The organism is Pseudomonadota bacterium (genome assembly GCA_026388255.1).
Lineage (GTDB): Bacteria > Desulfobacterota > Syntrophorhabdia > Syntrophorhabdales > Syntrophorhabdaceae > JAPLKB01.
The window spans coordinates 1-13,198 of record JAPLKC010000026.1; the positions used below are offsets into that span (position 1 = coordinate 1).

General features: G+C 44.9%; 10 protein-coding genes and 1 pseudogene. 6 read left to right on the forward strand and 5 right to left on the reverse strand.

The genetic code is table 11. The features are described 5' to 3' along the window. Together NT178_02680 and NT178_02685 are read right to left on the reverse strand one after the other, a co-directional pair. Positions 1-3,572: autotransporter domain-containing protein (locus NT178_02680; protein MCX5811436.1), on the reverse strand; the 3,572-nt coding region annotated here is incomplete at its 3' end. 161 nt (positions 3,573-3,733) lie between these two features. After that, complete coding sequence (locus tag NT178_02685; protein ID MCX5811437.1) at positions 3,734-5,386, reverse strand: AMP-binding protein; 1,653 nt, start codon at positions 5,384-5,386, stop codon at positions 3,734-3,736. Between the two features lie 403 nt (positions 5,387-5,789). Here NT178_02685 and NT178_02690 point away from each other — a divergent pair, with 403 nt between their 5' ends. Next, entirely contained in the window at positions 5,790-6,734 is a 945-nt protein-coding gene (locus tag NT178_02690; GenBank protein MCX5811438.1) for a ParB/RepB/Spo0J family partition protein, read from the forward strand. A 464-nt stretch (positions 6,735-7,198) separates the two neighbouring features. Here the strand turns inward: NT178_02690 and NT178_02695 are convergent, their stop codons facing one another. From NT178_02695 to NT178_02705, 3 genes are all read right to left on the reverse strand, one after another. After that, positions 7,199-8,785: an ATP-binding protein gene (locus NT178_02695; protein ID MCX5811439.1), complete on the reverse strand. Its 1,587-nt coding sequence runs from the start codon at positions 8,783-8,785 to the stop codon at positions 7,199-7,201. Then, complete coding sequence (locus tag NT178_02700) at positions 8,782-9,483, reverse strand: hypothetical protein (protein MCX5811440.1); 702 nt, start codon at positions 9,481-9,483, stop codon at positions 8,782-8,784. Before NT178_02700 ends, NT178_02695 begins: the two co-directional genes overlap by 4 nt. 477 nt (positions 9,484-9,960) lie before the next feature. Beyond that, on the reverse strand, positions 9,961-11,094 hold the full coding sequence (locus NT178_02705) for a hypothetical protein (GenBank protein MCX5811441.1): 1,134 nt from the start codon (positions 11,092-11,094) through the stop codon (positions 9,961-9,963). A gap of 175 nt (positions 11,095-11,269) precedes the next feature. Between NT178_02705 and NT178_02710 the strand changes: the two genes are divergently transcribed. The 5 genes and pseudogenes from NT178_02710 to NT178_02730 all read left to right on the forward strand — a co-directional run bounded on the left by NT178_02710 (position 11,270) and on the right by NT178_02730 (position 13,158). Next, positions 11,270-11,515 carry a hypothetical protein gene (locus NT178_02710; protein ID MCX5811442.1) on the forward strand — a complete coding sequence of 82 codons (246 nt, stop codon included), beginning with the start codon at positions 11,270-11,272 and terminating at the stop codon, positions 11,513-11,515. A gap of 15 nt (positions 11,516-11,530) precedes the next feature. Next, positions 11,531-11,896: pseudogene (locus NT178_02715) on the forward strand (peptide-methionine (S)-S-oxide reductase). 15 nt (positions 11,897-11,911) lie between these two features. Beyond that, entirely contained in the window at positions 11,912-12,103 is a 192-nt protein-coding gene (locus NT178_02720; GenBank protein MCX5811443.1) for a hypothetical protein, read from the forward strand. Between the two features lie 51 nt (positions 12,104-12,154). Then, the gene (locus tag NT178_02725) at positions 12,155-12,346 is read left to right on the forward strand and encodes a hypothetical protein (GenBank protein MCX5811444.1); all 192 of its coding nucleotides are present in this window, start codon (positions 12,155-12,157) and stop codon (positions 12,344-12,346) included. 77 nt (positions 12,347-12,423) lie between these two features. Continuing rightward, a complete protein-coding gene (locus NT178_02730; GenBank protein ID MCX5811445.1) occupies positions 12,424-13,158 on the forward strand; it encodes an HAD family hydrolase in 735 nt (244 codons plus the stop codon). Positions 13,159-13,198: the final 40 nt, after the last annotated feature.

A 13,198-nucleotide genomic window follows, 5' to 3' on the forward strand; every position in this document is an offset into this window, starting at 1 on the left:
TAAAACTCTATCCTTACACCTGCATTGACACTTTGTGCAACATACTTGCTCTCACCGATCTGCGCACCATAGTTGACTGAGAGGGAAAGGGCATTCTTTGTTACTACGGTAATACCTGCCCCGAGAGAGAGGGAGCTTCTGTCCGGGGATGCTGTCGCAACACTGAAGGGAGAACTTCCCTGTGCCAGTTGTCCCGTTACGCTCTGGCTATCCCGTGCAAACTCATATCCGTAGGAAGCGCGGATACCGGGTATAACAAGTGCATTATCTGTCTGCCAGGCATAGGATAATTTAGCCCCAATATTTCCCTGGATGGATTCGATGTTCTGTTTATCCACATCAAGACTTATAGCGCCTGCCCCCCGCTCGGTATAGCCGTCTATGCCAAGTTTGATATACTGGAGGGACATGGTGGGGGTGATCATCCATTGCTTTACTTTGAACTCATGTCCCATACCTCCATAGGCGTTGAATTGATTACCCCGGGGACGTGAAAAAGCAGTGCGGTCAAGACCGGGAAAGACGATCCTGCGGGTATTATCGTAGTTTGAAAGACCGTAACTTATCTGGCCGTCTATGAAGAACTCCTTCCGGTAGTAGGTACCGTAGGCGCCGAAGGCATAACTGTCTATTTTCACCTTACTGCCGTTATTGTCTACATTCCCTTGTGAGTTGCTCATACCCAGCATAACACCGGCAATGAAGTTCTTTGTAAAACGGTAATCGCTTCCCATGGTAATACCTGCAGTGGTAAAGTTGTATCCTAAGTAATCGGAGGTATCCTTCTGGTCTCCTGCAACAGCATCTCCCTTTATAAATAAACCCCAGCGGTCATTCATACCTGAAGGGATCATGCCTGTGAGATCGGAGCCTGCACCGGCAAGGAGGATAGGTTTTGTTCCCTGTCTCAAGGATAACCCGCTTACGCTTATCCCCTGCATGCCATATCTCAGATCGCTTAAACGATCGGAGATGTTGCTGCTCTGGAACCCGGCAGCAGCAATACCCATGCCGTATTGTGCTTCAGAGCCTTTCGGGGCAAGCTGATCTAAGGCATATGCTGCCTGGCTGTAAGCAGGAAGAGCATCGAGGACGGTTAAAACAGTATCGAGATCACCTGTTGCCGTATTTCCTACGGAGTTGAGCATAGAACCCATTGCCCTCTGGTTCACGGTAAGGTAAGAGAGAAGGTTCTGATTGATGTAATCTCTTTCCACCATGAGATATATCTGGTTCGGGATATCATACTTGGGCTTGAACATTACTGTGGGGGTAATATTGGTGAGAAGGGAAGTGAACTGTCCTGTTACCCCTGATGAGGCGGTAAGGATAGTGCCGAACTTCGTCTTTATTGCCGGGATATAGCCCCCTGTCCATGAGGTCTCGAGGATGCCTTTCAAGTCAGCAGCGCCGTTTATGGCAAGGAGATCGTTGCTTGTCGGGGAGGCTATCTCGATTAAGAGCTTTCCTTGAGTGTCCTGATAATAGTCGCCGGTTATGGTAATGGTACCGATGGAGTTACCCGGTTTTATCGTACCTGACGAATGGTAGAAGCCATAAGGGGCAATAATTTCACCGGTACCGGAGACAATGCCGCCATCAAGGTATAAAAGCCCATCTTCGGGATCTTCGTCGTCTGAATCCCTGGTAGACATCTTAACTTTACCATTGACATTCAATTCTCCGCTTGTAACTCGGATCTTTTCGCTCACCTCAAGGGTTGTATTCGTTTGATTCTTAAAGATATCGCCGGAGTTTTGTAATGTCATGGATTTGGCCTTGATATTATCTGTCTGTGTTGTGGCACCCCCGGTGCTTAAGACTATCTTGCCCATAAGCAAGGTAACTCCGTAACTTTTCCATGTGCCCACGTTATTGTTTACGGTATCGCCCATGTTGATGGTCCATGTGCCGCTTGTCTTGTCTGTTCCGCCAAGCGGGTCCTCTCCCCAGAAGGCATTGGTAAGGAATGTCCAGCTAAAGTTTGTAACACTTGTGGTATCCTGCTTGTCGGAGGCAAGGCTGGATGTGGAATAAAAAAGGCAGCTTTTTGTTGTGTATGGGGATGTGACACTGGCCGTCAGGTCACCACGCTTTGAATGGGTAAAATTGAGATCAACCTCTACACCCTCAAGAGGCTGCCTCAAGGAGGCGGTCAACTCTGTTGTAGTCAGGGTAAAGGACTTACTTGTCCCGCCGACACCGGAGGTGCTGATTTTTGCAATAGATTCATTTACTGTCTTGGTCCCCGTGGCATAAGATGTCTGAGGGGTCACATAGGTGACTTTTTTCACGGTCTCTACAAACTTGCCGGCATCGATGTTGCCGAAACCGTAATTAGGATTAAACCAGTTGCCTCCCCCGTTTTTAACCCATCCCGTATCAGTGGAGTCGACTTTGGTACTTGTCAAAACAAGGACATGTTTGGCAATACGAACATCCATAGCGGGGTTTGCCTCTTTCCCTAATGCCAGTATGCCGGAGACGAGAGGCGCCGATGAGGATGTACCACCGAATGTGGCCGTGTAATTGGTATTAGGAAAAGTATCATCATAATCACCCTGTTTGTTTGAGTCGGAATACTTATTGTACCCGTAATCATCACCGGTGCGGTCTGTGGTGGTAACACCGAATCCTTTATAATCGCTACGGTTTGAAGGGGCCGTAACAAAAACGCTTGCTCCATAACTGCTGTAATCGGTATACTTGCCGTCGCTGCCCAGGGCTGCTACATTAATGACATCCCTGTAACTGTTTGCTATAGTTTTGTTTGTATCCTCATTTGCTTTACCCCTGTCATTGCCTGCGGAAAATACATGGATTACCCCGTTGGCCGCCGTCTTGGCCAGAGACTGCAAAACTATGCTTTCCTCGCTGACAAAGGGTGCTTTTGCTCCGTAACTGTGGTTTTTAATGGCTATTTCAGGTTTGGTCTTCATTGTAAACTTTCCTGTATTCTTATCGAACGTTACCCCGCTCCCCCATATATAGGCATTAAATTCATCCTCATCTGTCTGGTCACCGCTCAAAAGACGCATCCCCGCGATAGTGGCGTATGGAGCAGCCCCGGTACCGCCGATCTTGTTACCCCCCCTGGCAGCGGCCACTCCCGCGACAGAGGTGCCGTGGTTATCTTTCAGGAGCACCGGTCCCTGTGTCTCCGATATATTACCGTTCAAAAACGAGCGGCTCAATTTGGTGCTGTAATTATCCTTAAGATCTTCTTGTGTTCCTTCTACACCGTCGTCAATTATCCCTATTACAACCCCCTTTCCCGTATATCCCAGATTCCATGCACCTTTTAGATTTGCATCCACAAGGGAATTTTTCATGGTTTCATTTCTTTCCAGTGATTTGATATACACGGTTATCTCCGAGGGTGCTGTGTTTTGCAAATACCACTGCCCCGGGAAGTACTTATATGTATCGTCTTTTTCGTTGTACAGGAAAAAAGGGTCGTCCGGTACAAAAGGCGTTAGTGTCGCACCTGAAAGAAGCAGAGGAAACAGCATTAAAATAATGCCGCCAATAATATTTCCGATGCAAAATCTTAAACCCCTATCAAACCGCATATCGCCCCTACTTTATGTTTGTTACATGTTTTATTATAGCTTACTACTTTTGACATCCGCACCTTTTGAGATATATAAACCCAAATAATACATTTGCCCTCAGTTAGTCCTTAACAAAAATTCTCCTTTAGGCAATGCACTTGGAAGTCGAATCTACCTTTTCATATTCCATTCACGCCAAGTTTTTTTCCGATGTCTTCCTTCAGAGCCTTTTTGTCGGCCTTTCCGATATTTGTAAGGGGGATCTTTTCAATGAATTCGACCCGTTCCGGTAATTGCATAACTGATGCCCCGGAGCCTCTCAGATAGGCAATGAGTTCCTCAAAGGAAAGGGCTGCCCCTTCTTTGAGCTGTATGTAGGCGCATATACGTTCACCCAATGTCTTGTCAGGCATGCCAATGACGGCAACATCAGCAACGGCGGGATGGGAGCTGATCAATCGCTCGATACCTACCGCGCTTATCGTTTCTCCGCCGCGCAGGATGGTTTCTTTGATTCTGCCTGTAATCATGATAGTGCCGGATTGGTCAATCTTTGCAAGATCACCGGTTTTGAAGAACCCGTCCTCAGTAAATGTTAACAAGTTATCTTCATGGGATTTAAAGTAACCGGTAAAAATATTCGGGCCCTTTGTGGTAAGTTCTCCTTCATGATCAGGCGGGACTTCCTGTCCGTTCTGATCAACGATCCTGAATCGCGCATAAGGGCAGTCTATTTTGCCTACAGTGGTACAAATTGTCTCTATGTCTGCGTCGAGACGTGTCATGGAGCCGGAGCCTTCTGCGGAACCGAAGGCATTTACAAATTTACAGTTAAGTTTATCATAAATGCTCCTTACCAGTTCCGGGGTACTGGGAGCGCCGCCTGCATAAATTTTCTTAAGAGAGCTGAGATCGTATTGTTTTAAATTATCAAGGGTTAACATTCTCTGAACAAGAGCAGGCACAGTGGGGAATGCCGTTACCTTTTCCCGTTCTATAACACTGCAGATATCCTGAGCCTCTGTTGAATCGGTGAGCACATATTTTGCAAAGTTAAAAAAGGCTCCTCCCACACCGTTATGCATAGCTTGTGCGTGGCTGACAGGAGCAGCGGTCAGCACAACGTCATTACTTGTTATCTCCCAGGCCCTTGAATGATACTCAACGCTTGCAATGTAGTCATTGTGTGTCCTTGGAACGGCTTTGGGCAAGCCCGTTGTACCGCCTGTAAGAAGTATCATCGAAACTTCCATAGGATCAGGGCGTCTGGCTGCAAGCCCTGCAAGGGATGAGGACGTCAACTTTCCTTCATCAATCAGTTTCTCCAGCGGTATAAAGGCCTTGTTTTCCTGTGCCCTCACCGATATGAGATGCTTGAGTTCTTTATTTTCCTCCATTACCTGCTGTATGATGGGCAGAAAATCGATTTTTTTGTACTGTTCGGGACCGATCCATGCTACGGGATGTGTCAGGCTGCAAATATGCTTGATTTCTGCAAGACCATGGCGTGCAATGAGAAGGACTGTTATTGCCCCTATTTTTTGCAGCGCGTAAAAAGTGATTATATACTCATGCCAGTTTGGAATCTGAAGCAAGACAAAATCCCGTTGAGCTATCCCCAACTCTATAAAGCTCACTGCAAGACGATCTACCTTTTCGCGCAGTTGCTCATAGGTAAAACTCGCATTATCGTCTGCGAGACATTCTTTTTGAGGGTAGATATCGGTAGCTTTGTCGAACATATCTCCCCATGTAAGACCCAGCCAATACCTGTACTTGTTGTATCTTTCAATATCTTCCTGTCTGTACGGTTCAAATCCTTCTATGGGCATGTGAAACCTCCTGAGTTTTTGAAATGTTAATTCTCATGGTGCAATAGCTTTGTTTTAATCTATATTTGTTCAAAAATGAAGTTTTATCTAACCGATTGATCCCTGTTTTGTCCAATTTTATTTCATTTTTCTGTTGTTTAAATGTGATGTCATTGAAATTATTGGGTTTATTGCCTCTTGCGCGCTTTGCTAAGGTTAATCCGTAATGAAACCTAATCAGTGCATTTTATTTTCTTAGGGTTTTTTATTTGAGTGGGCAGCGGTATGGAAGAAATACTCATCTGCTGTTATCTGTTGATGGATAAGTACGGCTTTATCTATATCATCATGATTTGTTTGATTTTATTTTTTTGAATGTGTAATATCTTGTACATAAAAACATTAAACTAAGGGGGAGTAAAAAATGGCAACAAAGAAAACAGTAGAAAGTCCGGAATTTTTGTACCTGCCTCTGGGAAGTATTATCGTGGAAGAACAGGTTCGCACAGGTATTGACACAACAAGCGAGTCCTTTAAAGCTCTTATGTTGTCAATTAAAGACAAGGGTGTATTAGAGCCTGTACTTGTAACGCAAAGAGATGACAGATATCTTTTGCTCTGTGGGGAAAGACGATATCTGGCAGCGCAAAAACTGGGATTGGAAACTATTCCGGCAAGGGTAGTTAATGCCGTTACTCAAAAGGATGAAATACTGGCCATCCAATTGACAGAAAATCTCCAACGGGAAGACTTAAATCCTATAGATCAGGCCAAAGGCATACTTGCATATATTCAGGCAAAATATCCTGACAAAGGGTACAATTTGGATGGGGTAATTAACGAGCTAATGAATTACAACCTGAAACCAGAAAAGGTATCGGAGACTATGACGGAAACAGTTTCCGTCATAAGCAAAATCGCTGGAAAGTCAACAAGGACGATGCTTAACGTGATATCACTTTTAAAACTGGTTCCTAAAATTCAGGAGGTAATTTCGAATGGAACACTGCCTGTTTCGCAGGGATATCTCTTTGCCGCGAACATCGGAAGTCCTGACTTTTTTACCATATTTGATGAAATAATGGAGACGCCTGTAACCAATGCAAAATTAGAAAAGATGCTTACCGCATACAAAAAAGCCAAACCTAAATCAACATCAAGACCCATACCCATTAAAAAGAAGGTTGCCGTCTTACAAAATGCAAAATCATATTTTGAGAAAAAGACCGGGATGTATGCGAAACCTGAACTTCAGACATTCCTTGATGAACTGCGGGTTTTAGTATCTTTCATGGAAGAGCAGTTTCAGAAAGCCCCGGCAACTGTACCGGATAACATAGCAACCAAGAAGCCGTCGGTATCGGTGTAACATGCGCGTTTTCGGCGACTGCAACTACAAGCCCTTACCCAAAATGGTAAGAGTTTGCAGTTGACCTGATGAGAAGGGTAGAGAAAATCCTGAGAGCAAGGATTACCTAAAGAAATGCGGCTGTTAAGTTCTTATCGGGGTGAGTCTTTTTAACACCTACGAAGTTAGTATGTGGTTTTTAATTCACAGCCGGGTATTACGGAACGAAAGATAGCAACATACGACTCACCGGGAGGAGTCGCATATGACTCCAATCCGGTGGAGCCGATAGTTAGCAAATCATTGTTATCATTAACCTTACAATAGTTATCTCTCATTAGGAATTCAAATGTCAACAGCCTGTTGGAAAACTTTCTTTCATCATAATGTTTGCCGGCAAATTGAAGCAAAACCTTGTGCACACAACAATAAGAACAGAAAAGATTGGTATGCAGCCGAATTGTTCCATTATCAGCCAGCCGGTATCATGATCTTTCCAAAACCCGGCGAATGGCGGCAGCCATCTCTGTAGGTTTTATTGGCTTCCTTAGTATTTCCCTGATACCGGCCTTGCGCGACGCCTCTTCGATGTCTTGATGGACATAACCCGAACAGAGAATTACGGGAATGTTAATGTTACTCTCCTCCATCTTTTCTGCAATCTCAATACCTGTAAGGTTCGGCATGGTATAATCGGTTATAAGGAGGTCGAAGTCGGCGGAATGGCTTCGTAACGTTTCCAGTGCCAGCAGGCTGTCTGTGAAGATTGTGACTTTGTATTCGAGGATGGTGAGTATGTCCAAAAAGGCGCTGGCTATTTGTTTCTCATCATCGACAAGCATTATTCTTTCGCTTCCATGGGGGAGATTGTCTGATGCATCATTGTCGGCAAGCTTCATTTCTAACGAGACAACGGGCATAATAATATCAAAGGTTGAGCCTCTATTGACTTCACTGGTTATGATGATGGTACCGCTTATTTTCCTTACAATACCGTGGATGAGGGAAAGACCTAATCCTGTCCCATCCCCTTTCGGTTTTGTTGTAAAGAATGGATCAAAAATGTGGTCAATTATTTCCGGCTTTATGCCGCACCCTGTGTCTGACACCCTGAGAAGGACATATTTCCCCGGATGAATATCAGGATGAAGCTTTGCGAATGTTTCATCCACATCCATATCTTCAAGGGTTATATCAATCACACCTTTAGTGTCCTTCATAGCATAGGCAGCGTTGGTACAAAGGTTGACGATGAGTTGGTGAATCTGTGTCGGGTCAGCAATGATAACAGCGGTGCTTTTCAGATTGGTCAGCAATTCGATAGTGGAGGGGATTGATGCTCTGAGAAGTTTTATTGCTTCATTGATGATATATTTTGGCATAATCTCCTTGAGTTCCAGTTCCGTTTGCCTGCTGAAAGTAAGAATTTGTTTGACCAGGCCCCGGGCTCTTTCCGCTGCCTTCAGCACTTCTGAAACATACCTTTTTGCCCTGGCCGGATCGTTTTCTTCGATCAATGCCAGTTCGGCATATCCGAAGATCCCGCTTAGAATGTTATTGAAATCATGTGCAATACCCCCGGCCAGTGTTCCTATGGCCTCGATCTTCTGGGCTTGACGAAGTCTTGATTCCACCGTCAGTTCATGGGTTATATCCCGGCAGATCTCAAGATAGTTGAAAATATGCCCCTTCCTGTCCTGAAGTGGAATGATAATCGTTTCCAGTATAGCCGATCCAGAGGCGTCTTTATTGATTTTGAGACGGCCTGTCCACATATTGTGCGAGTCAAGGCAACGCCAGATCTCTTCCTCTGGAGTATCATTGACATTTGCTAAGAGGGGCTGTGTGCCTATGATTTCCCCGGAAGGCCGTTGCATCAATTTTTCCATGGCGAGATTGACAAACTCGATTCTCTTGTCATGTCCTATCATGGTGACCATTTCTCCTGAATGGAGCGTCACCTGTTTGAGGGTTTCGATGGCCCTCTGAGCCGGAGTGCTTATTTTCTGCGATAGAATAACAATGCTGACCACGGTAATGGCAAGAAAGATGAGGCCGACCAGAATAATCATGTTATCAGCCCCGGTTCTTCTTTAGTCTTGAAACGGAAGTCTTTGTCGGGATGGATAATGATCGGTTTTTTGGCATCAACAAGGTAAGCGTACCCTGTTTCGCCCAGCTTCACGGCGTTTATAGGGTCGAGTATGAATTTGATGTGCTGGAAGACAACTGCGGCTCCCACAAAGCCATGCTTTTCCGAGACGATGGGTGCGCACAGAGCAATGCCCATATCCCCCGTTGCCCTGTTGGCTACTAAAGGAATACTTATATTGGCCTTGCCGGCCTTTGCAGTAAGAAAATACGGACGGTCGGAAAGATCAAGGCCGGCACGCTTCACATCGTCGGCATCAGCCCGGACAATGCCGTTCATGTCTGTTACAAAGAGCGAACCTTGATGTGCTCCGCTCAGGTGAAAGACATCCTCCAATCTCTTCTGGATAAAGCGGTAGTTGCCCGAAGCCGCTGCCGCTCTTATTTCCGCATCACGAGCGACGGCGGAAACGAAATTGAACTCCCTACTGAGCGCGCTCTGCGCAAGACCGGACAAATCAACGGCAATCTGCTTTGCTTTTTCTTCGGACAGGCGATCGAGGGAGCGGGACAATTGAGTATATGTCACGACTCCGGCAAGGATAAAAGGTATTACTACGGCGGCGATACCGCCGTATATCATCTTGGCACGAAGACCCATACTCTTGAACATAGTCAAAATCTGCACCTCGCAATGATCATTGCTGCGTCAAACAACCGTTCCGGAGTAAGAAGACATGCATGTTCTCTCAGCGTCTATAGATTCGGTTCAAAAATTATTTCAACTCTAATCCACCGAATGATTTTTGTCAATCATAATAAGAGGAAACATATGGCAGTTTAATGGTGTGTCTGTGAAAATGGGGGAAGATAAAAAATCAAAGGACGGGTGGAAGCGAGGGTTTCTCAACTTATCTGTTTTAGCTCTTAACTTTACACCTCTTATTTATTTACCTAATCCTGCAAATATTTTGCAACCAAAAACTTTTTACCAATTCATTAAATGCCATTTGTAACCGAGCATATGAAGTGCTGAAATCAAAAACTCTCTTTCAGGCAGAAACTGCGAAGCCAAGTACCTTAGGCAAAAAACGCATTGTGTAGCCATGACACACCATTTGATGGCTGATGCCTATACCTACAGTGTACGAATAAATTAATAAATATCAAAAACGACAAGCTTGACGGGAACGGCGCCATTCAAAAACGATGCTTTCTTTTGAGGTTTCAATCCTATTTCATTCAAAGGTGATGATACGGGCGCGAGAATCCCGCAGCGCCAACCCTTAAAGTAATTTTTTAGGTGGTCGCCGATGGCGCGCAAAAAATCCGCACTAACATCTTTTTCCGTCATTCTCACGCCATAAGGAATATTGGCAATCAGGAGTCCGTGTTCAGCCGGTTTTTCTGTGTTAAAGAAGTCTTTTGTTTCAAACTGAACAATTTTATTTAATTGTGCATTGGTGACGGTTTTTTTGGCGATCTCGACAAATTGATGCTCGATATCAGAAGCAAATATTCCCACATTTGCGGGCTTTTCAGACGCACGTGCCTGACTCTGAATGTTCTCCCAAAGTCCTGAATCAAAATCAAGCAGATATTCAAAGCCAAACCCACCTTTCTTCCTGTGTATCAACGGAGCCCGATTGATTGCAATCTGCGCGGCTTCGACGACGATCGTGCCGCTGCCGCACATGGGATCAAAGAAACTCATGGTCCCGTCGTATTCACAGGCCGCGAGAAGTGCCGCGGCCAGCGTTTCCTTCAAGGGAGCCGGGTGGCCATCAACCCGGTATCCCCGCTTATGAAGGCTCTCAAGAGAGGTATCGACGCTGACCATAAGGCGTTTGTTGTGTAAATAACCTGTGATCCCGATAACGGCGTCCCGGGAACTTTGGTTGGGTGTGATTTTCAGATGATGTTGAAAACAATCGTTGATTGCTTCGCGTATTTTGCTGCCGATCAAATGATTGGGGATATTGCCCTCGTCGTTGGAAGCGAACACATTGATACTGATTGGATGTTTGTGTGAAAAGAGTTCGTCAAAGCGAATCCTCTTAGCTTTGTCAAAGATAATGGTAGGAGATTGGGCCGGGATTTCTTTTAAAACCCGGCAAATTCGGCTTGCCAGGCGTGAGTGTAAGTGAGCCTTGTAAGCGACTTCCTTCGAAGCAGAAAAGTAAACGACCCGATAGGCAATCTGTATGCCGGTTCCGCCAATTAAAGCTATTTCTTTTGCTAAAAGGCCCGTTAGTTCATCGGGGCAAGTTGCATAAAGCTGATATTCCAATTTAGTCTCCATGAATTATTTTAATAAATGTGATCTCACCCCTAATGTATTAAGTCCTGGCTGCTGAAGTATAGGTTAATTCTACTTGATCAGGAACAGGATGTCAACGCAACCAAGTTTTCCTTGCCCGCTTTACTGCCCTTGACTCAACAAAAAATGTGCTTATAATGATTCAATGATATTATATTTTCATCTTGATGAATACAAGATGTCAATTATAAGGGTTCTGGCAGTTGTTTGCGGGATCTTCCTCCTTGCTGCTTGCAGCGCATCGAGAACCGAAAATAAATGTGTAAATACTAAAAAGGAGAACAACGATATGACATCAGAAATGGGAAGTCCTGGACGCAACGTTCTGCCTCTCAATACAGAGATACCGATGCCTGCGGGGCAGGAGACGGCAATATTCGGTATGGGGTGATTCTGGGGTCCTGATGCCCGGTTCGGGCATAATAGCGGTGTTCTCCGTACTCAAGTCGGATATGCAGGAGGAACAAAGATAAATCCTTCCTACCACAGCCTTGGAGACCACACCGAGACAATACGTATTTATTATGATTACAATAAGGTTTCTTATGAAGAACTCCTGGAAATCTTCTGGGCCAACCATGACCCATTTGCGCGATCCTGGTCAAAGCAGTACAAGTCCATTGTCTTTTACCGTAATGATGAGCAGAAAAGGCTTGCTTTTGAAACAAAGACAAGGCTTGAAGAGAAATTAAAACAGAAAATATATACGGAGATTGTCCCGGAGAATGGGTTTTACCCTGCGGAGGATTACCACCAGAAATATTATCTCAGGAACAGTACGGAGTTGATGCGTTTCTTTAAGGATATTTATCCGGAAGATGCTGATTTTGTGGCATCCACCGCTGCGGCCCGCATCAACGGATATATCGGCGGTTATGGAAAAGGCCCGGAGCTTGAAAAGAATTTAACCGGAATAGGATTATCTCCCGAAACTGTTAAAAAACTTCTTGTTGTTTTAAATGGAAAGCAGCATCACTGAGTGGGCTGCATCTACAGCAAAGAACAGAGTCATTAAGAGGAGGTGAGCAGAATGACCCAGTGGCAATGTGAGAAGTGCGGATATACCTTCGGGGCGGATGCGCCTCTTGATCGATGCCCTTCGTGCAAAGAAACTTGCACCTTTCGCGATGTAACCTGTTACACGCCTGATTGTGGAGGGCCGGGGAATGTTGATCCGCAAATTATATCGGAGAAAAAGGGCGGCATCGGGAATAAGCGATAAAAAAGTGGAGTACGGGACAGAGGAGCGCTGGACAGGATGTCCTTTAAAATGATATATCAGCGAAGGGAGATTACTGCATGGAGGAGAATAAAAGAGAGATGAAAGGACCTGAAAGGCTTAACAACAAAGACATAAGAGCCATTATATTCGATATTGATGGTACCCTTGTTGATACATTCGAGGTTTATCAAAAGGTGTTTAATAAAGGTATTGCTCAGTTTGGTGTGCCGCCTGCGACACAGGAGGTTTTGCGCGATTATCTGGCAAAGGGATTAAGCCTGCGTCAGATCTTAGAGAAAGTATTTCCATACCCGATAGATGATGATACCTACGCAACGTGCAGGACAGAGATTCTTGAGCTTTTCCAAAAAGCGGAAATTGGAGAAGTGAAAGCTTTTCCGGGAACAGAAGAATTGTTTGGTCATTTACAACAGAAAGGTATAAAAATTGGTATTGCTACAGGAAGAATGTCATCCAACGAGGATGAATGGACCAGATTCAGGAAATTGGGACTTGACGGGTATATAAGTGCCATAGTGACCTCAAAGGAGATAAAATTCAGAAAGCCGTCCCCCGATGTTATTATTGAATGCGCAAAGAGACTCGATGTTCCAGCGGAGACATGTATTGCAATAGGAGATACCGTATCGGATATACACGCTGCAAAACAGGCAGGGTCCCTTGCAGCAGCAGTTACTACCGGTCATGAGGATGAAGATAATCTTTTAAGAGAGCATCCCGATTTTCTCTTTCATAGTGTCGGTGATCTTGCCCTCTACCTTAAGCAGAACCTGCCGGACGCACAATCATAATATAATAAGACATCCCTTTAAAATTGTTATGAATTTGCTG